The following is a 23,408-nucleotide window of genomic DNA, read 5'->3' on the forward strand; positions in this document are numbered from 1 at the left end:
AAAGGAAAATGTATATGTATACATAAATAAGGACAAGTTTTTTTAAAAAATAATCAAAAAGTTTTTTTAAAACCGCTTGCAATTATTCCAAAAATGAAGTATACTTATATTAACGCAAACGTTTGCGCCCAAAAATGAAAAATTAAACTACAAATACACGAGGTGTTGTTTATGAAAAAACGTCAAAGTGGTGTGTTGATGCACATCTCTTCTCTCCCAGGAGCCTACGGAATCGGATCATTTGGTCAAAGTGCTTACGACTTCGTTGATTTCTTGGTTCGCACGAAACAACGTTACTGGCAAATCCTTCCATTAGGAACAACTAGTTACGGAGATTCTCCTTACCAATCTTTCTCAGCCTTCGCAGGGAACACTCATTTTATCGATTTGGATATCTTGGTGGAGCAAGGCTTGTTGCAAGCAAGTGACCTTGAAGGAGTTGACTTTGGTAGCGATGCGTCTGAAGTTGACTATGCTAAAATCTACTATGCACGTCGTCCTCTTTTAGAAAAAGCGGTGAAACGTTTCTTTGAAGTCGGAGATATTAAAGATTTTGAGAAATTTGCTCAAGACAACCAATCATGTCTTGAGCTCTTTGCAGAGTATATGGCTATCAAAGAGCATTTCGAAAATCTTGCTTGGACTGAATGGCCAGATGCTGATGCTCGTGCTCGTAAAGCTTCAGCGCTTGAAAGCTACCGTGAGCAATTGGCAGACAAGTTGGTTTACCACCGTGTGACTCAATACTTCTTCTTCCAACAATGGTTGAAATTGAAAGCTTACGCTAACGACAACCACATCGAAATCGTTGGAGACATGCCAATTTACGTAGCGGAAGATTCAAGCGATATGTGGGCAAATCCACATCTCTTCAAGACAGATGTCAACGGTAAGGCGACTTGCATCGCAGGATGCCCACCAGATGAGTTTTCTGCAACTGGTCAGCTTTGGGGTAACCCAATCTATGACTGGGAAGCAATGGACAAAGACGGCTACAAATGGTGGATTGAACGCTTGCGTGAAAGCTTCAAAATCTACGACATCGTTCGTATTGACCACTTCCGTGGTTTCGAATCTTACTGGGAAATCCCTGCTGGTTCCGATACAGCAGCACCTGGTGAATGGGTCAAAGGTCCTGGCTACAAGCTTTTTGCAGCCGTTAAGGAAGAACTTGGTGAGTTAAACATCATCGCAGAAGACCTTGGTTTCATGACAGACGAAGTTATCGAATTGCGTGAACGTACGGGCTTCCCAGGAATGAAGATTCTTCAATTTGCATTCAACCCAGAAGACGAAAGCATCGATAGCCCACACTTGGCACCTGCTAACTCAGTTATGTACACAGGAACACACGATAACAATACGGTCCTTGGTTGGTACCGTAACGAGATCGATGATGCGACTCGTGAATACATGGCTCGCTACACGAACCGTAAAGAATACGAAACAGTGCCACATGCTATGCTTCGTACAGTCTTTTCATCAGTTAGCTTCATGGCAATTGCAACTATGCAAGATTTGCTAGAATTGGATGAGGTAGCTCGTATGAACTTCCCATCTACCCTTGGTGGAAACTGGTCTTGGCGTATGACTGAAGATCAATTGACACCAGCTGTCGAGGAAGGCTTGCTTGACTTGACAACAATCTATCGCCGAATCAATGAAAATTTGGTAGAATTAAAGAAATAATACAATATCAGGAGACACCTTAAACATGTTATCACTACAAGAATTTGTACAAAATCGTTACAATAAGACCATTGCAGAATGTAGCAATGAAGAGCTTTACCTGGCTCTTCTTAACTACAGCAAGCTTGCAAGCAGTCAAAAACCAGTTAACACTGGTAAGAAAAAAGTTTACTACATCTCAGCTGAGTTCTTGATTGGTAAGCTCTTGTCAAACAATTTGATCAACCTTGGTCTTTACGACGATGTCAAAAAAGAACTTGCAGCTGCAGGTAAAGACTTGATCGAAGTTGAAGAAGTTGAACTGGAACCATCTCTTGGTAATGGTGGTTTGGGACGTTTGGCTGCCTGCTTTATCGACTCAATTGCTACTCTTGGTTTGAACGGTGACGGTGTTGGTCTTAACTACCACTACGGTCTTTTCCAACAAGTTCTTAAAAACAACCAACAAGAAACAATTCCAAACGCATGGTTGACAGAGCAAAACTGGTTGGTTCGCTCAAGCCGTAGCTACCAAGTGCCATTTGCTCACTTCACATTGACATCAACTCTTTACGATATCGATGTACCTGGTTACAAGACAGAAACTAAGAACCGCTTGCGTTTGTTTGACTTGGATTCAGTTGATTCTTCAATCATTAAAGACGGTATCAACTTTGACAAGACAGATATCGCTCGCAACTTGACTCTCTTCCTTTACCCAGATGATAGTGACCGTCAAGGTGAATTGCTCCGTATCTTCCAACAATACTTCATGGTTTCAAACGGTGCGCAATTGATCATCGACGAAGCAATCGAAAAAGGAAGCAACTTGCATGACCTTGCTGACTACGCAGTTGTCCAAATCAACGATACTCACCCATCAATGGTTATCCCTGAATTGATCCGTCTTTTGACTGCTCGTGGTATCGAGCTTGACGAAGCAATCTCAATCGTTCGTAGCATGACTGCCTACACTAACCACACAATCCTTGCTGAAGCTCTTGAAAAATGGCCTCTTGAATTCTTGCAAGAAGTGGTTCCTCATTTGGTACCAATCATCGAAGAATTGGACCGTCGTGTGAAAGCAGAGTACAAAGATCCAGCTGTTCAAATTATCGACGAGAGTGGACGTGTTCACATGGCCCACATGGATATCCACTACGGATACAGTGTTAACGGTGTAGCAGCACTCCACACTGAAATCTTGAAGAACTCTGAGTTGAAAGCCTTCTACGACCTTTACCCAGAAAAATTCAACAACAAAACAAACGGTATCACTTTCCGTCGTTGGCTCATGCATGCCAACCCAAGATTGTCTCACTACTTGGATGAGATTATTGGAGAAGGTTGGCACCATGAAGCAGATGAGCTTGAAAAACTCTTGTCTTATGAAGATAAAGCAGCTGTCAAAGAAAAATTGGAAAGCATCAAGGCTCACAACAAACGTAAATTGGCTCGTCACTTGAAAGAACATCAAGGTGTGGAAATCAATACAAACTCTATCTTTGATATCCAAATCAAACGTCTTCACGAGTACAAACGCCAACAAATGAACGCTTTGTACGTGATCCACAAATACCTTGACATCAAAGCTGGTAACATCCCTGCTCGCCCAATCACAATCTTCTTTGGTGGTAAAGCAGCTCCAGCCTACACAATCGCTCAAGACATTATCCACTTGATCCTTTGTATGTCAGAAGTTATTGCTAACGATCCAGCAGTAGCTCCGCACTTGCAAGTTGTTATGGTTGAAAACTACAACGTTACTGCAGCAAGCTTCCTTATCCCAGCATGTGATATCTCAGAACAAATCTCACTTGCTTCTAAAGAAGCTTCAGGTACTGGTAACATGAAATTCATGTTGAACGGAGCTTTGACTCTTGGTACTATGGACGGTGCTAACGTGGAAATCGCTGAGTTGGTTGGTGACGAAAACATCTACATCTTTGGTGAAGATTCAGAAACTGTTATCGACCTTTACGATAGAGCAGCATATAAATCAAGTGAATTCTACGCTCGTGAAGCTATCAAACCATTGGTTGACTTCATCGTTAGCGATGCAGTTCTTGCAGCTGGAAACAAAGAACGCCTAGAACGTCTTTACAATGAATTGATCAACAAAGACTGGTTCATGACTCTTCTTGACTTGGAAGACTACATCAAGGTTAAAGAACAAATGTTGGCTGACTACGAAGACCGTGACGCATGGTTGGATAAAGTCATCGTTAACATTTCTAAAGCAGGATTCTTCTCATCTGACCGTACAATCGCTCAGTACAACGAAGATATCTGGCACTTGAACTAAGCTACAAGTTTATACTAATACATTTTGTAAAAAAGCGAGTTTCGATTGAAATTCGCTTTTTTGAATGATGTGGATTTGGGTCAATTTTGTCTAAAAATAGAGAAATCCTAGATACAGTGAACGCATAACACTTTCTTTCGACCTTATGCTTCTTTGCAGTTGTTCACCTCATATTTCTTGCATCCGTTTATATCAAGTATTATAATATAATTGTAGGAAAGAAGGTGTTTTTATGTGGAAAAAATATTTTTCAAAATATAAATGGGCTGATTTATTTTGGATTTTATTTGTTATTTTGACCTGCCTCTATATAGGTAACCATGATTTGTTTCCTCTCAATCATCAAGAAATCTCTTTTCGTGGTAGCGTTTGGGGTCTGGTACTGGCCTTATTTCACTTGCTATTTATTGATAAGTTTGTTATCTCGAATCGAAAATAAATATTAGAACTATGCCTGACTGGCTACTTTTATGATTTATTTTGGAGGAAGATTTTGTCTCTATTATTTATTATTTTAAATTTGTTTATCTTGTACAAGATTTATTCTTTGAGACGGGAGAAATCGAAATACTTGATTTATACGGCCTATATCATATTTGGGGTAAATGTACTATATGGTATTCAATGGTTATTAAAAGAACTGATTTCAACTATTTCCCCTTAATGTGTATGGAAATTATAACAAAACGCATAAGATTAAGGTTTTTGTGAGCACCTGTTCTTATGCGTTTTTGTAATATTGAAGATTTTCGGTAAGTTTTATACCTTTGGGAAGTCTAGTTTAGAATGCTTTCCCAACCAGAATCTCAGCCTCAATAGTAATCTCTGTCAGTTGGCTCCAGTCAATTTTGGTCTGGTCAACGTGAAAGAGGAGAGGAGTCATACTGAGCAGGGCTTGAAGCTGCTTTGTTGTGATAGTCTTAGTCAGAGAGGCAGTTTTGCTGGATAAGATAGTGAAGTTGTTTTGGAAATGATTTTTGATATCTTGGTTGGAATAGTCCTTGTTTGTCAGCTGGTTTTGTACCTTCTGACGGATTTCCTTGAGGTGATTTTCAGTTGGAATAACCTTTATCAAGATGCCGTCTTTGGATAAAACGCGACGAAATTCTCCATAGTTGGCAGGGGAAAAGATATCTAGTAGGATATCCATGCTGGCGTCTTTTATAGGGAGGCGAGCCAGGTCGCCAACGAACCAATTGACTGCCCAGTTGGGTTCGCTCTTGGCAGCGATTTGGACGGAATCTTTGGAAATATCAAAGGCATAGAAAGTTTTTTCAGAGTGAGTTTCTTGGAGTTTGCGAGAGTAGAAACCTTCGCCACAACCAATATCCAAGATTGTTGTGGTAGTTTTTGAGCTTGCAAGCAAGTCAGATACAGCATCTAAGATAGCTTGGTAAAAGCCAGCTTCTAGGATTTGTTGACGGTTTTGAAAATTTTCCTTGTCGTAGTTAGCAGATTGCTTGATTTGAGGTACCAGATTGACATAGCCGAATTTCGCCAAGTCAAAAGAATGGCGATTGTTACATTTGAGACTGTTCTCTAGCAGAGTCAGATTTTCTTGACAGATAGGACAGGCAAAGGCAGTCGCAGAAGCAAAACGCTGAAGTTTGGGTTTGAGATTTGTATTCATAGTTTAAGTGTATCAAAAGAGGCAAATGAAAGCAACTTTAGGAATAAGTAGATGGGAGATTCAGTGGAAATAAAACTAATTCTCCAATTTATGGAATAAAATTGCTTTTATATCTAAATTGCTATATAATAATGATAAGGAGGAAATAAGTATGTTAAAAGAAGTACTAACCGTTGCAAAAGTTGCGAAAAAATCATCACTCTTTTTGGGTGGTGTCGCATTTGGTACCCTTGGTTTGAAAATCTTAGCAAGTAAGGAAGCTAAAAAAGGTTATTCTAAAGCTTTGGCTAAGGCTTACAAGTTGAAAGACGAGCTAGATGCATCTGTTTCTGTCGTGAAGCAACATGGAGACGATGTCTTGCAAGATGCCAAATATTTGTACGAGCAAGAGAAAAAAGAAGAGCAATTAGATAGCCTTATAGGAGAATAATATGTCTTTTAAAGTGCTACATAGAGGATACCAACATATCCGCCTATCATCTTCTTTTTCACTTACCTTGGATATTCAAGACTATCTTCGTTCCTTGGCGAGAGATGAAAAGGGGATTGAGTCTATCCAGTTTTACATGGATCAACAGCACTTTACTCTACGTATAAAAGAAGGCTTCTCTGTATTAGACAATGCAGAAGCCTTTTTAAAAAGAATTGATAAAGGGAAAGTTTCTGAGTTGATGACTCTTCCTGTTCGTAGAGAAGAGAGTGCCTATTCTATCGTTTCAGGTGCAGCGATTAAGCGTGTGCTTTTTCGTAGTCTTGTGCCGTATCCTATTCGCTATATATGGACTTGTTATCAGGCTTTTGGCTATGTTAAAGAAGCCTATCAAACACTAGCGCGTAAGGAACTAACGATGGAAGTCTTGGACTGTTCGGCTATTTTATTGTCTTTGTTTATGAACCAATCCAAGACTGCCAGCAACATCATGTTTATGCTTGATTTGGGGAATCATTTAGACCAGTGGTCCTTGAAAAAAACTGCAACAGATTTAGAACAAAGCCTTCTTGCAAAAGAAAGCGATGTATTTTTGGTACAGGGCGATACGGTCGTTAGTATCAAGAGTTCCGATGTTCAAATAGGAGATGTCTTGGTCCTATCTCAAGGAAATGAAATTCTGTTTGATGGACAAGTAGTTTCAGGTTTAGGTATGGTCAACGAAAGTTCCTTGACGGGAGAGAGTTTTCCAGTTGAAAAAAGAGAGTCTGATTTGGTTTGTGCAAACACAGTCTTGGAGACTGGGGAGCTACGCATTCGTGTAACCGATAATCAGATGAACAGCCGTATTTTACAACTGATTGAGTTGATGAAGAAATCTGAAGAAAATAAGAAAACGAAACAACGCTATTTCATCAAGATGGCGGACAAGGTCGTCAAATATAATTTCTTGGGGGCTGGTCTGACTTACTTATTAACAGGTTCTTTTTCTAAGGCTATTTCATTCCTATTGGTTGATTTCTCCTGCGCTTTGAAAATCTCTACTCCTGTAGCTTATTTGACAGCTATCAAGGAGGGGTTGAACCGTGAAATGGTGATTAAGGATGGAGATGTTCTAGAGAAATATCTGGAAGTTGATACTTTCTTGTTTGATAAGACGGGAACAATCACAACTAGTTATCCTATAGTTGAAAAGGTGTTACCTTTTGGGGACTATAGTGAGGCAGATATTCTCAGAATCAGTGCCTGTCTTGAGGAACACATTTATCATCCTATTGCTAATGCTATCGTCAAGCAAGCTGAGATAGAGGGGATTGAACATGAGGAAATGCATGGGAAACTCCAATATATCGCAAGCAAGGGGATCAAATCTCATATAGATGGGCAACCAGTTCTTATTGGGAATTATGTCTTGATGCAGGATGAGCAGATTCATATCAGTTCAGAACAAAATGCTTTAATTGAAGAGTACAAGAGTCACTATAATCTCTTATTCTTGGCTTATCAGAATGAATTGATTGGAATGTTCTGCATTCATACTCCTTTGAGAAAAGAAGCCAAAGCAGCCTTGGAGAAACTTAAGGCACAAGGGAAAAAATTGATTCTGGCAACAGGGGACACCTTGGTTAGAACAGAGGAATTAGTCAAAGATTTGCCCTTTGATCAGGTCTATACAGACTTGAAACCTGATGGGAAATTTGAGTTAGTAGAGGAACTGCAGAAAGCAGGTCACACTATTTTGATGGTTGGAGATGGATTGAATGACTCAGCGGCTCTAACCCTATCAGATATCGGTGTGGTGATGAATGAGAGTGCAGATATTTCTAAGCAGATGAGCGATATCTTATTGTTAGATAATCGCTTGGATTTCTTCCAAGAGTTGGATTGGCTATCATCATCTTTGCAAACCCTCATCAAGAAGAATATTCAAGATACCGTTGTCGTAAATAGTAGCTTGATTGGCTTTGGCTTATTTAATTGGCTCAGTCCTTCAAATCTCTCTATCTTACATAATCTAACAACCTTGCGCATTGTACTGCGTAGCCTGTCTATTAAAAATAGATAGATGAGAGTTATTAACAGCAAAAAGGAGTTACCTTTCTCGAGGATAACTCCTTTGTTTATAGATAAATGTTGAATAGTTTAGTAAGTCAATACAAAATATTTTTTCTTCCCACGACGGATAACAGTCAGTTCGTTCTCTAACTTATCAGCGTCACTCAAGACATAATCAAGGTCTTGGATACGGTCGCCATTTACGTAGATAGCTCCATTTTGGACATCTTCACGGGCTTGGCGTTTTGAGTTAACCACACCAGATGACACGAGTAGTTCCACGATATTATGGTTTTCGTCTGCTTGAACTTGGTAGTTTGGTACTCCACGAAGTCCTTGTTTGAGCTCTTTAACAGAAAGATTTTTGATGTTTCCTGCAAAGAGTTGCTCAGTGATGTTGAGGGCTTCTTTGTAGGCTTCTTCTCCGTGAACAAGTGTAACGACTTCACGAGCCAATACTTTTTGAGCCAAGCGTTCGTGTGGAGCTACTTCAAATTGTTTACGAATGTCTTCAATCTCATCAAGTGACAAGAAAGTAAAAATCTTCAAGAAGCGAACAGAGTCAGCGTCCATAACGTTCATCCAGAATTGGTACATTTCATATGGGGAAGTCTTTTCAGGATTGAGCCAGATTGCGTTTCCTTCTGATTTACCAAATTTCTTACCAGTTGCATCGGTAATCAGTGGGACAGTGATTACGTGGCCAGTTTTGTCAGCTTTACGACGAAGCAATTCGGTACCAGCTGTCATATTTCCCCACTGGTCAGAACCACCGATTTGAAGAGTGACATTGTGGTCTTGGTTAAGAACGAAGAAGTCGTACCCTTGCATGATTTGGTAGGCAAACTCAGTGTATGAAATTCCTGTTTCGATTCGTTTTTTCACAGACTCCTTGCTCATCATGTAGTTGACAGTGAAGTATTTTCCGATATCGCGGAGGAAGTCAATGAAGCTGATGCTGCCAAACCAGTCGTAGTTGTTGACCATGACAGCCTTGTTTTCGCCATTTTCAAAATCAAGAAAACGAGAAAGTTGTCCTTGGATAGACTTGACCCAGCCATCTACTGTGTCTTTTGTTTGGAGACTACGTTCAGCATCTTTGAAGGACGGATCTCCGATGAGACCTGTAGCACCGCCAACGAGCGCATAAGGTTTGTGACCTGCTAGTTGCAAGCGACGACTTGTCAAGATTGCGACAAGATGGCCTAGGTGAAGGCTGTCAGCAGTTGGATCGTAGCCAGTATAATAAGAAACTTGACCTTCTTCTAGGGCTCTACGCAAAGCTTCTTCATCAGTCGTTTGAAAAATCAAACCACGCTCTTTTAGCTCATCAAAAATGTGCATGTGTCTTTTCTCCTTTTTAAAAATATTGTTTCTACCTATTGTATCACAAACTTGGGCAATAGCCTAGTAGAATAGGGAAGAAAGTGGCTATTTTATTGAAAGTTTACCTTTTATGGTATAATAGTTACAGTGAGGAAATCCATGCAAAATCAATTAAATGAATTAAAACAAAAAATGCTGGAATTTTTCCAGCTAGTAAAATCAAAAATAAATCATAAAAAATCAGAGAAAGTCTCAGAAGAGAAGCAGTCGGATGGGACAGGTGGGAAAGTTCTGGCTATCCTAGGTAGCATTTTAGTTGTTATCAAGGGAATTTTGAATACTCTCTTTATTCTAGGCTTTATCGGTGGGCTTTTTGGTGCTGGTGTAGCTCTTGGTTATGGAGTTGCTTTGTTTGACAAGGCCAAGGTTCCCCAATCGGAGGACTTGGTCAAGCAGGTTAAAAATATTTCTTCCATCTCAGAAATTGTTTACGCAGATGGGAGTGTCATTGCTTCTATCGAGAGTGATTTACTGAGAACTTCTGTCTCATCTGAGGAAATATCGGACAATCTCAAAAAGGCTATCGTTGCAACTGAGGACGAACATTTTCTTGAACATAATGGGGTTGTGCCAAAAGCTGTGATTCGGGCGACTTTGGGAACCTTTGCAGGTTTGGGCTCATCTAGCGGGGGCTCGACCTTGACCCAACAGTTAATCAAACAACAAGTGGTTGGAGATGCTCCGACTTTGGCTCGTAAGGCTACAGAAATTGTTGATGCCCTTGCCTTGGAACGCAGCATGAGTAAGGATGAAATCTTGACTGCTTATCTCAATGTTGCTCCCTTTGGTCGAAATCATAAAGGGCAGAATATTGCAGGTGCCCAGCAAGCTGCTGAAGGGATTTTCGGTATCGATGCCAACAAGCTGAGTATTCCCCAAGCTGCCTTCCTAGCAGGTTTGCCACAGAGTCCGATTACTTATTCCCCTTATGAAAATACTGGAGAGTTAAAGAGTGATGAAGACTTAGAACTTGGTTTGAAGCGGGCCAAGGATGTTCTCTACAACATGTACCGTACGGGTGCTCTGACTCAGGAAGAATACGACCAGTACAAGGATTATAATCTCAAACAAGATTTCTTGCCATCAGGAACTGTCAATGCTGTTTCGAGGGATTATCTCTACTTTACAGCTATGGCTGAAGCGACAGACCGTATGTATGATTATTTAGTTCAACAGGACAATGTCTCTAGCCAAGAGTTGAGAAACGAGTCGATTCAAAAGGCCTATCATGAGCGAGCTGAGCAGGAACTAAGTAATGGCGGTTACAAAATTACTACAACGATCAATAAAAAAATCCATAACGCTATGCAAAATGCAGTTGCTAACTATGGTCATTTGGTAGATGATTCGACTGGGCAGCCTGAAGTAGGGAATGTTTTGATGGACAATAAAACGGGAGCTGTTCTAGGCTTTGTTGGTGGTCGTAATTACCAGACCAACCAAAACAATCACGCCTTCGACACCAAGCGTTCGCCAGCCTCTACAACCAAGCCTTTGTTGGCCTACGGTATTGCCATTGATCAAGGTTTGATGGGAAGCGCTAGTATCTTGTCCAATTATCCGACAAAATTCTCTAATGGAAATCCTATCATGTATGTAAATAGTCCAGGTACAGGCATGATGACCCTAGGTGAAGCCTTGAACTATTCGTGGAATATCCCAGCCTATTGGACCTATCGCATGCTTCGTGAGAAGGGTGTTGATGTCAAGGGTTACATGGAGAAAATGGGTTACGAGATTCCGGAGTACGGTATCGAAAGTCTGCCTATGGGCGGCGGTATTGAAGTCACAGTCGCCCAGCATACCAATGGTTATCAAACAATTGCCAATAACGGTGTCTACCATCAGAAACATGTGATTTCTAAGATTGAATCATCTGATGGTAGAGTAATCTATGAATTTCAAGACAAGCCAGTTCAAGTGTACTCGAAGGCAACGGCAACAATTATGCAGAGTTTGCTTCGTGAGGTGATTTCATCTCGAATCACTTCAAGTTTCCAAACGGATTTGGCTTCTATCAATTCAAGCTTAGCTCGTGCAGACTGGATTGGTAAGACTGGTACAACCAATGAAGATGAAAATATGTGGCTCATGCTGTCAACACCAAGATTGACTCTAGGTGGTTGGCTAGGGCATGATGACAACCGCCCAATGGCTAAGGGGGCTGGACATTATCGAAATGCCAAATATATGGCTTACTTGGTCAATGCTATCCAACAGGCTGAGCCTGGTGTTTGGGGCAATGAACGCTTTAATCTTGATTCTAGTGTGACCCAATCTCAGGTCCTCAGATCTACAGGACAGAAGCCAGGCAAAGTATCCGTTAATGGAAAAACAGTGGATCTTTCAGGGGCTACTGTAACGAGCTATTGGGCTAATAAGGCGGGAGCTCCTACGACTAGCTATCACTTTGCTATTGGAGGAAGTGAAGCAGATTATCAAAATGCTTGGTCAAGTATTATTGGTAGTTTCTCATCTACGCCAAGTTCAAGTAGTAGTTCTAGCAGTACATCAAGTTCATCATCTACACAACCAAATAGTAGAAGGTAGGAAAGTGGCATTGATTGCCACTTTTTTCTTTTTTCCTTTCGTGTTACAATAAAGGTATGAATCAGTATCAGAAAAAGATTGTTAAAGGAACTATTTATTCGCTCCTATCTGGCTTAATCTGGGGAATCTGTGGAATTTTAGGAGAATATTTCTTTACTCATTATCAAGTGTCCTCTGGCTGGATTACCTCTATGCGTTTGACACTGGCAGGGAGTCTTGTACTCATTTGGTCTGCAGTGCAATTAAAATCGCAAGTGCTAGATATTTGGCGAGATAAGAAAAATTACCTGCCCTTTTTAGCCTATGCTATTTTGGGGATTTTTTCAGTCCAGTATTTTTTCTACCTCTGCGTAGAATATTCTAATGCAGCGACAGCGACTATTTTACAGTTTATAAGTCCTGTCTTTATCCTCTTTTACAATCGCTTGATTTATCAAAAACGAGCGTCAAAAAGTGCTATTTTCTATGTTTTGATTGCCATGCTGGGCGTGTGCTTGATGGCGACAAAAGGCGATCTCTCTCAGTTATCTATGACGCCACTAGCCCTTATAACAGGTCTGTTGAGTGCCATGGGTGTTATGTTTAATGTTATCTTACCTCAACCTTTTGCTAAGCGCTATGGTTTTGTCCCGACGGTTGGGTGGGGGATGATTTTGGCCGGTTTATTTAGCAATGTCCTTTCGCCGGTTTACAAGCTCTCCTTTACTCCTGATATTTGGAGTATCTTGATTTGCCTCATTATCGCTTTTTTAGGGACGGCTTTTGCCTTTTTCATTTCCATGAAGGCAGTATCCTTGGTTTCTCCTTTGGTGGTTTCTGTTATCAGTGCCAGTGAACCTCTCTCTTCTGCCTTTTTGAGTGTTTTATTTTTAGGCTTGGTAGTGGATTGGTCCCTTCTTACAGCTATGGCTCTGATTATTTTACCCATGATTTTCCTATCGATAGAAGAAGCGAAAGAAAGTAAATAAAAAGTCTTTTCTTAATTCTAAAAGTGTGCTATACTAGAATAGTCAATAAAACACGGGGAGATAGTTGTGAAGAGTGTTTTTAGGTTGTATCGGTAGGGGCTTGCTTTTACCGACAGCACGTTTTATCTCACATCCCTAAAAATCATACCTAAAAACAAACAAAAAGGCTTCAAATTTGAGGCCTTTTTTGGTAGAATAGGTATCATTAAAATGAACTAGGAGGCGCTTATGACTGCTACAAAAATGAACGCTCAAGAAATTATTCAATTTATCGCCAATGCTGAAAAGAAAACCAGTGTTAAAGTAACCTTTGAGGGACAACTTGCAGCTGCTGTACCAAGCTCTGTTGTCAAACTAGGGAATGTCCTATTCGGAGATTGGAAGGACGTGGCTCCCCTTCTCGATGGTTTGGTAGAAAATCAAGACTATGTTGTTGAGCAAGACGCTCGTAATTCTGCAGTTCCTTTGCTAGATAAACGTGCTATCAACGCTCGTATCGAGCCAGGTGCGATTATCCGTGATCAGGTTGAAATTGGTGACAATGCTGTTATCATGATGGGAGCAGTTATCAATATCGGTGCTGAAATCGGTGCAGGAACCATGATTGACATGGGTGCCATCCTTGGTGGCCGTGCTATCGTTGGGAAAAACAGCCACGTTGGTGCAGGTGCAGTTTTGGCAGGTGTGATTGAGCCAGCTAGCGCAGAACCAGTCCGTGTTGGAGACAATGTTCTCATCGGTGCCAACGCAGTGGTTATCGAAGGGGTCCAAATCGGTAGTGGTTCAGTTGTCGCAGCAGGAGCTATTGTTACCCAAGATGTCCCAGAAAACGTGGTGGTGGCAGGTGTTCCAGCTCGTATTATCAAAGAGATTGATGCCCAAACCCAACAAAAAACAGCGCTAGAGGATGCGCTTCGTACCTTATAATTGTAAAAGTAATAAAGAGGCGGAACCCTTCTTCCAGCCTCTTTCTGCTATATCGGAGGATAGATAGATGTTAGATTTGATTCAGACTAGACGAGATTTGCACCAGATTCCAGAGATTGGCTTGGAGGAGTTCAAGACTCAGGCTTACCTGCTGGATGTGATTGAGAAATTGACTGTGGGCAAGGATTTTGCCCAAGTTCGTACTTGGCGGACAGGTATTTTGGTTTACTTGCAGGGAAGTCAGCCAGAGCGTACCATTGGTTGGCGAACAGATATTGATGGACTTCCTATCGTTGAACAAACAGGGCTTCCCTTCGCCTCTCAACACCAAGGTCGTATGCATGCTTGTGGCCATGATTTTCATATGACTATTGCTTTGGGCTGTCTAGAGCACGCCCTTGAGGAGCAACCAAAGAACAATCTGCTCTTTCTGTTTCAACCTGCTGAAGAAAATGAAGCTGGTGGCATGCTCATGTATGAGGATGGCGCTTTTGGAGACTGGTTACCAGATCAATTTTATGGCCTCCATGTTCGACCAGATTTGAAGGTTGGACAGATTGCGACTAATACTCATACACTCTTTGCAGGAACTTGCGAGGTGAAGATCCGTTTCAAAGGCAAAGGTGGCCACGCAGCCTTTCCACATGAAGCCAATGACGCTTTGGTGGCTGCTAGTTACTTTGTGACCCAGGTGCAGTCAGTTGTCAGCCGCAATGTCAATCCAATTGAAGGAGCGGTGGTGACCTTTGGCGTTTTTCAGGCTGGAACAACCAACAATGTTATCACAGACACAGCCTTTTTGCATGGAACTATTCGGGCTTTGACACAGGACATGAGTCTCTTGGTGCAAAAGCGGGTTAAAACAGTTGCAGAAGGGGTTGCAGCTGCATTTGATATGGAAGTCGAAGTGGAACTCAAACAAGGTGGTTACCTGCCTGTTGAGAACAATCCAGCCTTGGCGCGTGAACTGATGGACTGCTTTGAAGAAAAAGACGGAATAGAGTTGATTGATATCGAACCTGCTATGACTGGTGAGGACTTTGGTTATCTCCTTTCAAAGGTTGATGGTGTTATGTTTTGGCTAGGTATCGATAGTCCCTACGCCCTTCATCACCCTCAGATGAGTCCTAAGGAAGAAGCCTTAGCTATTGGGGTGGACGCGGTCTCTAGTTTCCTGAAAAAGAAAGCAGCAGAGTAGAGGGGTTGTCTATGAAATCGGAATTACGTAAGCAAGTCTTGCAAGAAATGAAGACTTTACCTCAAGAACAAAAACAGGCTATAGACCAAGCTTTAACCGGGCGACTTTTACACCATCCCTTTTACCAAGAAGCTAAAGTCATCGCAACTTATCTCTCTTTTCCTCATGAGTTTCAAACGCAGGAACTGATTGAGCAGGCGCTTAAGGACGGCAAGAAGGTTTTGATACCTAAAACTTATCCCAAAGGGCGCATGGACTTTGTAGTCTATGATCCGCAACAACTGGTCAAAACTTCCTTTGGCTTACTGGAACCACAGGGAGATTTGGAAGTGGTGGATGCCTCTCAGATTGATTTGATTCATGTTCCAGGGTTGGCTTTTAAGATGGAAGGCTATCGGATTGGATATGGTGGAGGTTATTATGACCGCTATCTGGAACATTTTACTGGCCATACTTTGAGTACGGTTTATCGTTATCAAATTCAGGACTTTATCCCTGAAAATCATGATATTCCTGTTCAGGAGGTTCTGATTGATGAAGGAAATCTTTGATAGACGTTATCCTGTGACGAGTTTTTTCCTCTTAGTGACGGCCTTGGTGTTTCTACTAATGCTGGTCACTGCAGGCGGAAACTTTGATAGGGCAGATACCCTATTTCGATTTGGAGCCATGTATGGCCCTGCCATTCGTCTATTTCCCGAGCAAGTTTGGCGTCTCTTCTCTGCCATTTTTGTTCATGTTGGGTGGGAGCATTTCATTGTCAATATGCTTTCTCTCTATTATCTTGGTAGGCAAGTAGAGGAAATTTTCGGATCCAAGAAGTTTTTCTTTCTCTATCTCTTATCTGGAATGATGGGCAATCTCTTTGTTTTTGTATTTAGTCCCAAATCCTTAGCAGCAGGGGCCTCTACTTCTCTCTATGGACTATTTGCTGCGATTATCATTCTTCGCTATGCAACGCGTAATCCTTATATCCAACAGCTAGGGCAATCTTATCTGACACTTTTTGTGGTTAACATTATTGGAAGTGTTCTGATTCCAGGAATCAGCCTAGCAGGCCATATCGGTGGTGCAGTTGGTGGAGCATTTCTAGCAGTTATCTTTCCAGTTCGAGGCGAAAGACGGATGTATAGCGCTAGTCAGAGACTGGTAGCGTTAGTGTTGTTCGTAGGACTCGCAGTCTTGCTTCTCTACAAGGGAATGGGGTTGTGACGACTAATATGTAAACTTGAATAAGAAAAAAGCTACTTAAAAAGTGAGTAGCTTTTAATGTGATTTGGAACCATTCGAAACAACACAGCTCTAAAACAAACAGAGAGAGGGTGTTCATTATCGGACAGTTTTGGAACCATTCGAAACAACACAGCTCTAAAACGCAGGCAATGGTGCAGGTCCATTTGTGCTAGTTTTGGAACCATTCGAAACAACACAGCTCTAAAACAACACGCTCAGAGAACCGCTTGCCTTTGAAGTTTTGGAACCATTCGAAACAACACAGCTCTAAAACAATGGAATTTGGTGATGCCGCATGACTTTGGTTTTGGAACCATTCGAAACAACACAGCTCTAAAACTTTAAAACAACAGAAGAAAACATTGATAAGGTTTTGGAACCATTCGAAACAACACAGCTCTAAAACCGGATGATTATCTGCGTACTCGAACCATAAGTTTTGGAACCATTCGAAACAACACAGCTCTAAAACACCGTCAACGACGTCCCACATTTGATCTTCGTTTTGGAACCATTCGAAACAACACAGCTCTAAAACGTGGATGTGACTATCACTGCAACTGGTGCGGTTTTGGAACCATTCGAAACAACACAGCTCTAAAACACGAAAGAAGAGGTCTCTATGATTTGGAATGTTTTGGAACCATTCGAAACAACACAGCTCTAAAACACCAGTCGCAATCTCGATGTCTTTAAAGCTGTTTTGGAACCATTCGAAACAACACAGCTCTAAAACACTGTCGCTAAAATGTCGCGAAGTAGTAAGGTTTTGGAACCATTCGAAACAACACAGCTCTAAAACTTAAATAGTGAGTTTACTGAAATAGAGCTGGTTTTGGAACCATTCGAAACAACACAGCTCTAAAACCTCGTAGAAAAATATTTCTCACGAAATTTCGTAATCGCGCCATTCGTCCCAGCTAGACTTCAGTTCGCTAGGTCCCAATTGTTACTTTTATTATATCATATTTTCGGGGTTCAAGAAATAGTCTTGATCCAATACATACTGCGGAAAATCATAGATTTTCCGAGGCTCAACAAACAAGACGGACAGTTGATTGAGTTGGACATACTCTATCAAATTTACTAACTCATCCTTTGATAGATAGGCGGATGCATTGATAAAAACAAGGAGTTTCTTTTTAGAGAGATATTTAAAAATCTGGACAATTTCTAGCATCTTTTCAAAAGGTGTATCACTCAGGGTTTCGACTTTGACACCAAGTGCATCGATTAACTCTAGAATGGTAATTTCATCATACTCTAGGTCTAACTCGTTTTCCAAACACTCAAATGCCAGCAATTCTGTAATCGTAGCAACCAACTTTTCAATCATGGACTTGACTTCGGGCTTGTCATTGAGTTGATTTTCTAAATCAGTATGTATCAGCTTGAGCATGGCAGGTGAGTTGAGGTTGTATCCTAAGACATCAGTTATCACTAGTAACTCAGATTCTTTCAGAGCTTTTAGATTTCTATTAAACAACTTCAACTCCCCATCATCAGTATATTGGTAGAACTGCTTGACGATAGTTGAAAAGGTAAACTGATCTTCCAACACTAAAAAAGTTGCATTTTCAATAGCTAATGGTTCATCCAATAGTGGGAAATTAATCTTCATCTCGCGGCTCCTCTCCTAGAAAGATCAAGCGTGCGTTGGAGTTTGCTACGCTGGTATTTCGCTCACCATTTAAGTAAATCATGCGAGAAAACTGCTTTTCTGTAACGGTTAAGAGAGTAATATTCCCCTTTTTAGGGTTATGAGTCTTGAGTCGCTCAATCATGGCGTTATTAGCAGAGTTATTGAGCAAGAGCTTGCTATAGATGGAGAATTGGTGCATGATAAATCCCTCATCTATGAGGAACTTCCGAAATTTCCGATAGGCCTTGCGTTCCTCTACGGTATCAACTGGCATATCGAACATTAAAATCATACGCATATATCGATAACTCATATCCTAAACTCAGGAACTCCTTTCTCAGGTTGATTGAGAGCTTGGATGACTTTCTTAGTATAGTCACTGATGATATTGGATAGGTACATATCTTTACCATTGTAGTGAAAGGTATCTGAGAAAATAGTAAAAAGTTCTCGCTTGATTTTGACAAAAGAACTGTTTCGATTTTCATAGACAATTCTGTCAATAATCGGGCGGAAAGGCTCCATAATATCACTAGCTAGGTTGAATTGATTAAACTGATTGGCATGTTTCAAGCCAAACTGAGTCATGCAGCCAGACAAAACAATCTCACGCGCAAACATACTCAAAATCAAGGTGTAGCCATAGTCCAAGGCGGCATTGATATCACTATCTTGCTCACGACTAAAATCATTTCCAAACAAGGTGTTAAAATAAATCCGAGCTGCGTGCCCTTCACGGTTACTAGGATCAAACAAATTCAACCCATGATAGAGATCAATGACTGACTGGCTCTTTTCCAGAAAACCACAACTCCCCAGATAAAAAGCCTGATTGAGAATCTTTTGTGCAATGATGGTTGTCCAGATTTCCGCCTTTACATCTTCATTCCAAGCAATTTGACGAGAGAGTTGTAAACTGGAATCGTGTCGACCATAATAGGGCATTAAGTATGCCGTTGGCAAGCGTTTATCATCACAAAAGATGACCAGAATATTTTCATCTACCAAGCGTTTGATTAGCATAGTGGAGAGAACGATATCCGTCGTCTCCAAAAGCAGGATATCCACCTCGGATAAGTGAATCAACTCTGTCCGAGAGGCATCTTTAAAAATCAAGTGGTTGTTCTTGTAGGAGAGTTTAGAGTGCGTATTGACTATAACGGTTCTCCATCCCATCAGTCTTCTCCCAGTTTGCTTAAGTCAATCCGAGTCTCGTAAAGACCAGTGATGGATTGGTGGATGAGGGTGGCGTTGAAACAAGAAGACACAGATTGATATCGTACATTTGATTGACTAATTTCAACACCAAGGAATCTAAAAGCTCCAGGAGCTCCAAATGAGGTAAGTTTTAAGAGCGAGATAAAGGATTCGCTTAACTGATAAATATCTTTATCGGCTTGCTCAAACGCTTGTTGTAATAACGATTCAACAATTGGTTTTTGGATATATTTTTTAGATAAAGAAATGATTGTTGTTAATAATTCTTCAAATTCACTTTGATGTGTTTCCACATACTGTTTATGAATTGGTTCATTAATTTTACTAATTCGCTGTGCGTGGTAAAGTAAAGCAGTGAAATGGTAAGGTAAAATCAATTCGTTACCTTTTTGCAATTCAATAGAGCTTGCTAATAATCTTCGCTGTTCATCATTAAATTCAAAGAGACTATACTTAGGCAGTTTTATAATAAGATTAGGATTGATATTTTTATAACCACGTTCTTCAAGATAGGCGATTGGATTTGCTTCAAATTTCTTTTTATCTTGAATAGTTATTCCAACCATCTCTTTAATTCTCTTTAATTTTTTAGCCTTTCCTTTTTCAATATCTGCTATAACAAGAACTGAATAAGCGATTGTAGGTCTCGCATAACCACCATACTTTTCGGGGGATAAATCGGATTTGATAGGGATTAGTTTACTTGCGTCAACTACTTTTTTCTTGGACACAATATTGTTATCAAACAGACCACCATTTTGTCCAACGGTTTGTTCTTCTGTCTTCTTCACAATATTCACCTGCGGAAGTGAAAGAACTTTTTTGATTGTAGCGAAATCTTTTTCTTTATTCCAAGCGATTTCTCCAGTATCATTGGAGTATTCGATATTCTCTCTTTTTACGATGGTTCCGTCTGCGTAATGCACCTCTTCTTTAAAGAAGTTCAACAAGTTTGAGTAGAAGAAATACTTTTCAGTTGCTTTTTCAACATCTTTAGGATCTTTGGATCTTGAGATGTAGCGCTTAATATCGTACTTTTGATAGTCACCATAGACGAATTCAGGCTCTAATTTAGGATATTTCTTAAGGATAGCCTTAGCTACCACTGCATTTAAATAGGCATCATGTGCATGGTGGTAGTCATTGATTTCCCGCACCTTATATAACTTAAATTCTTTACGGAAGTTGGAAACTAGATTGGATTTCAAAGTGATAATTTTGACCTTACGGTTCTTCTTATCCTTCTCAGTCACTTCTGTATTAAAACGGGCATCCAAAATCTGAGCAACATGTTTTGTGATTTGCCGTGTTTCAACTAGTTGACGTCTGATAAAGCTAACCTTATCTTCCCTGTCCAAACCACCACGTTCAGCCTTGGTTAAGTTATTAAATTTACGTTCTGAAATCAATTTGGAATCCAGTAATTGTTGCCAAAAAGCTTTTCTTTTTTGAACAACCTCTAAACTTGGAACATTATCAGATTTACCACGATTATCCTTTGAATTAGTCAAGACACGGTTGTCTAGAGAATCATCTTTTATAAAAGCCTGTGGGACGATGTGGTCAATGTCATAGCTACTTAGTTGGTTGATATCAAGAGGTTTCCCAGTATACATATCTCTCCCATTTTGGAGATAGTACAGGAAGAGACGGTCGTTTTGCAGTTGAATATTATCTGTTGGATATTCTTTTAATATATTTGAATCAAGCCCAGGAGCTAGATTTTTTAGTGCATCTTCAATGCGTTTATATCTTTGTTGGGAATTCTTTTTCCCTCTGGCAGTTGTCTGATTTTCTCGTGCCATCTCAATTACAATGGACTCGGGAGTGTGGCCCATAACCTTGATAAGTTCATCAACAATCTTGATACTTTGTAAAATTCCCTTTTTAATAGCAGGGCTTCCTGGAAGCTCTTGGACAACTTGTTTCACATCGTTTGTCTTACCAACCACTTGTGCTTTTTGAATAATGTCTTTGAAGGAAAGTCCGTCATCATTGATTAACTGCATAAAATTACGATTGCTGTAGCCATCATCAATCAAATAGTCAAGAATCGTATTGCCAGTTTGTTTATCACTGATGCCATTAATCAACTTAGCAGAGAGTTTTCCCCAACCAGTATAATGTCGACGAGTCAGTGCTTTAATCACTTTTTTATCAAAGAGAGAGTCATATTGAGCAAGACGTTGCTTGATCATCTCACGATCTTCAAAGATAGTGAGCGTGTGGATGATATTTTCAAGAGTTGCTTCATTTTCAGCATCATCCATAAATGCTTTATCCTTGATTATTTTAAGTAAATCATGATAAGTAGAAAGACTAGCGTTAAATTGTTTTTCAATTCCTTTTAGTTCGATTCCATCGTAGCCATCAACATTGTGTAGATACTGAATAATGTCTTTTTCAGTTACTTTTCTTTTCTCTTTGAATAATTGATTGACAATTTGCTTCTTTTGCCCACTATCAAGGAATTGATAGTCTCTCAATCCCTCTGCAATAAATTTTACTTTTGTTAATTCATTGTAGACAGCAAATGTTTCATACAAGAGACTATGCTTGGGCAAAACTTTTTCCTCTGGCAGATACAAGTCATAGTTAGTCATTTTATTGATGAATTCTTCCGCAGAGCTTGCTTGGTCAACAATTTCTTCAAAATTCCAAGGTCGGATTGCTTGGTCAGAATTTCGAGTAAGCCAAGCAAAATTACGATTTCCACGAGCCAATGGGCCAACGTAGTAAGGAATACGGAAAGTTAAGATTTTCTCAAACTTTTCTTTATTTTCTTGCAGAAATGGATAATGTTCTCCTTGCCGACGGATAATGGCATTCATTTCTTGAAGATGAATTTGATGAGGGATAGAACCATTATCAAAGGTGCGTTGTTTTCTCAAGAAATCTTCACGTTCAATTTTATCAAGGAAATAATCTGCTCCTTCGAATTTAGAGAGAAGATTTTTGATGTACTTGTAAAATGCTTCTTGAGTGGTTTTGCCATTGATATACCCAGCATACCCATCTTTAGATTGGTCAGAGAAAACTTCATCATATTTTTCTTGAAGATTGTTTTGGATGAATTGTTTTAGAGCCGCTAAGTCTTTTTGGTGATTTTCATAGCGCTCAATCATAGATGCTGAAAGTGGAGCCTTGGTTGAAAGATCTTTAACAGTTAAGATACCTGATAGAAGAATGGCGTCATAGAGCTTTTTAGCCACTAGGAAAAGGTCTGCAAAGTCATCTCCAATTTGTCCGAGCAAGTTTTCCAAATCCTCATCATAGGTATCTTTAGAGAATTGTAGTGGAGCTTTTTCTTCCAAGTCAAAATGTTTTTTAAACTCAGCTTGATTTCCTACAATTAACTTGAGAAATTCTGAAAATAGACCAGTGGGTTTTTCATAAGCAAAGAGTTTTAGAATGCGTTCTCTCTTAGCAGATTTACTAATTTTATCAGTAAAAATTGCTTCTACTTGTGCATTTTGTCCACTAAGTGAACTTCCTTCAAAGGTGTTGTCGTAAATGCTTATAAACTCGCTAAAGATTTTCTGGATATCATTGTTTTTAATATCGAAAGATTCTTCATATAAAAAATGTCCGCGGTATTTAATCATATGCGCTAATGCTAGATAGATCAAGCGTAAGTCAGTTTTTTCTTTTGAGTCCGCCAGGTGTTTTCTCAAATGATAGATAGTTGGAAATTTCTTGTGATATTCTTTTTCTTCTGCCGAGGTAGCAAAAATAGGATATTTACTTCCTCTTTTATCCTCAGGAACTAAGAAGGAGTCATCTAATCGATGGAAGAAACTACTATCCACCTTGCTCATTTCTTCAGAAAAGATTTCTTGAAGATAGCGAAGACGATTTTTTCGACGAGTATAGCGACGGCGTGCTGTTCGTTTTAGACGTCTATCTTCAGCAGTAGTCCCTTCATCAAATAATAAAGCTCCAATTAGATTTTTCTTAATAAAGTATTTATCAGTATTGCCCAGAACTTTCATCTTTTTCGATGGTACCTTATAGTCATCCGTAATGACGGCCCATCCGACGCTGTTAGTTCCGATATCGAGTCCGATAGAGTAGGATTTGTTGCTCATTTAGTGTTCTCCTTTTATTAAGTTTTTTGTTAGTAAATGATAATACAATACTTTCAGATGAATTTCTAATATAAAATATTATTCCATTTTATTTACATTTCTCTTGCTAA

The 23,408-nt window shown here is 40.0% G+C and carries 17 protein-coding genes and 1 CRISPR repeat array; of the genes, 11 read left to right on the plus strand and 6 right to left on the minus strand.

Annotation, left to right across the window (positions count from 1 at the left end; translation table 11 throughout):
* Positions 1-171: 171 nt before the first annotated feature.
* The 3 genes from malQ to B7699_RS09825 all read left to right on the plus strand — a co-directional run bounded on the left by malQ (position 172) and on the right by B7699_RS09825 (position 4,412).
* Entirely contained in the window at positions 172-1,689 is a 1,518-nt protein-coding gene (gene malQ, locus B7699_RS03005) for a 4-alpha-glucanotransferase (protein ID WP_084927102.1), read from the plus strand.
* Between the two features lie 25 nt (positions 1,690-1,714).
* Complete coding sequence (gene glgP, locus B7699_RS03010) at positions 1,715-3,973, plus strand: glycogen/starch/alpha-glucan family phosphorylase (RefSeq protein ID WP_084927103.1); 2,259 nt, start codon at positions 1,715-1,717, stop codon at positions 3,971-3,973.
* A gap of 232 nt (positions 3,974-4,205) precedes the next feature.
* Entirely contained in the window at positions 4,206-4,412 is a 207-nt protein-coding gene (locus B7699_RS09825; RefSeq protein WP_084927104.1) for a hypothetical protein, read from the plus strand.
* A gap of 342 nt (positions 4,413-4,754) precedes the next feature.
* Here the strand turns inward: B7699_RS09825 and B7699_RS03020 are convergent, their stop codons facing one another.
* The gene (locus B7699_RS03020) at positions 4,755-5,603 is read right to left on the minus strand and encodes a putative RNA methyltransferase (RefSeq protein WP_084927105.1); all 849 of its coding nucleotides are present in this window, start codon (positions 5,601-5,603) and stop codon (positions 4,755-4,757) included.
* Between the two features lie 151 nt (positions 5,604-5,754).
* Between B7699_RS03020 and B7699_RS03025 the strand changes: the two genes are divergently transcribed.
* Positions 5,755-6,033 carry a DUF6110 family protein gene (locus B7699_RS03025; RefSeq protein ID WP_000910909.1) on the plus strand — a complete coding sequence of 93 codons (279 nt, stop codon included), beginning with the start codon at positions 5,755-5,757 and terminating at the stop codon, positions 6,031-6,033.
* Between the two features lies 1 nt (position 6,034).
* On the plus strand, positions 6,035-8,098 hold the full coding sequence (locus B7699_RS03030) for a heavy metal translocating P-type ATPase (protein ID WP_084927106.1): 2,064 nt from the start codon (positions 6,035-6,037) through the stop codon (positions 8,096-8,098).
* A 77-nt stretch (positions 8,099-8,175) separates the two neighbouring features.
* Here the strand turns inward: B7699_RS03030 and tyrS are convergent, their stop codons facing one another.
* The gene (gene tyrS / locus B7699_RS03035; protein WP_084927107.1) at positions 8,176-9,432 is read right to left on the minus strand and encodes a tyrosine--tRNA ligase; all 1,257 of its coding nucleotides are present in this window, start codon (positions 9,430-9,432) and stop codon (positions 8,176-8,178) included.
* Positions 9,433-9,573: 141 nt separating this feature from the next.
* Here tyrS and pbp1b point away from each other — a divergent pair, with 141 nt between their 5' ends.
* From pbp1b to B7699_RS03065, 6 genes are all read left to right on the plus strand, one after another.
* Positions 9,574-12,024 (plus strand): penicillin-binding protein PBP1B, encoded by a 2,451-nt coding sequence (gene pbp1b, locus B7699_RS03040; RefSeq protein WP_084927108.1) that lies wholly within the window; start codon positions 9,574-9,576, stop codon positions 12,022-12,024.
* A 56-nt stretch (positions 12,025-12,080) separates the two neighbouring features.
* Entirely contained in the window at positions 12,081-12,992 is a 912-nt protein-coding gene (locus B7699_RS03045; RefSeq protein ID WP_084927126.1) for a DMT family transporter, read from the plus strand.
* Between the two features lie 228 nt (positions 12,993-13,220).
* Positions 13,221-13,919, plus strand: coding sequence for a 2,3,4,5-tetrahydropyridine-2,6-dicarboxylate N-acetyltransferase (gene dapD / locus B7699_RS03050; RefSeq protein WP_000127451.1), 699 nt, complete (start codon positions 13,221-13,223; stop codon positions 13,917-13,919).
* 67 nt (positions 13,920-13,986) lie between these two features.
* On the plus strand, positions 13,987-15,117 hold the full coding sequence (locus B7699_RS03055) for an N-acetyldiaminopimelate deacetylase (RefSeq protein WP_084927109.1): 1,131 nt from the start codon (positions 13,987-13,989) through the stop codon (positions 15,115-15,117).
* A gap of 11 nt (positions 15,118-15,128) precedes the next feature.
* A complete protein-coding gene (locus B7699_RS03060) occupies positions 15,129-15,668 on the plus strand; it encodes a 5-formyltetrahydrofolate cyclo-ligase (RefSeq protein WP_084927110.1) in 540 nt (179 codons plus the stop codon).
* A complete protein-coding gene (locus B7699_RS03065) occupies positions 15,652-16,329 on the plus strand; it encodes a rhomboid family intramembrane serine protease (RefSeq protein WP_084927111.1) in 678 nt (225 codons plus the stop codon). Before B7699_RS03060 ends, B7699_RS03065 begins: the two co-directional genes overlap by 17 nt.
* 61 nt (positions 16,330-16,390) lie before the next feature.
* Positions 16,391-17,218: a CRISPR direct-repeat array (repeat unit 36 nt; unit sequence GTTTTGGAACCATTCGAAACAACACAGCTCTAAAAC).
* Positions 17,219-17,308: 90 nt separating this feature from the next.
* On the opposite strand, the gene csn2 is transcribed toward B7699_RS03065, so the two are convergent.
* From csn2 to cas9, 4 genes are read right to left on the minus strand one after another with little or no spacing between them, the layout of a single operon-like run.
* Positions 17,309-17,971 (minus strand): type II-A CRISPR-associated protein Csn2, encoded by a 663-nt coding sequence (gene csn2, locus B7699_RS03070; protein ID WP_084927112.1) that lies wholly within the window; start codon positions 17,969-17,971, stop codon positions 17,309-17,311.
* Positions 17,961-18,305 (minus strand): CRISPR-associated endonuclease Cas2, encoded by a 345-nt coding sequence (gene cas2, locus B7699_RS03075; protein WP_084927113.1) that lies wholly within the window; start codon positions 18,303-18,305, stop codon positions 17,961-17,963. The genes csn2 and cas2 overlap by 11 nt, the downstream gene beginning before the upstream one ends.
* A complete protein-coding gene (cas1, locus tag B7699_RS03080) occupies positions 18,302-19,171 on the minus strand; it encodes a type II CRISPR-associated endonuclease Cas1 (protein WP_192851997.1) in 870 nt (289 codons plus the stop codon). The genes cas2 and cas1 overlap by 4 nt, the downstream gene beginning before the upstream one ends.
* Entirely contained in the window at positions 19,168-23,298 is a 4,131-nt protein-coding gene (cas9, locus tag B7699_RS03085; RefSeq protein WP_084927115.1) for a type II CRISPR RNA-guided endonuclease Cas9, read from the minus strand. The genes cas1 and cas9 overlap by 4 nt, the downstream gene beginning before the upstream one ends.
* Positions 23,299-23,408 lie beyond the last annotated feature (110 nt).

Origin of the sequence: Streptococcus mitis, from assembly GCF_002096835.1 — a bacterium.
In the GTDB taxonomy this organism is placed as follows: Bacteria; Bacillota; Bacilli; order Lactobacillales; family Streptococcaceae; genus Streptococcus; species Streptococcus mitis_W.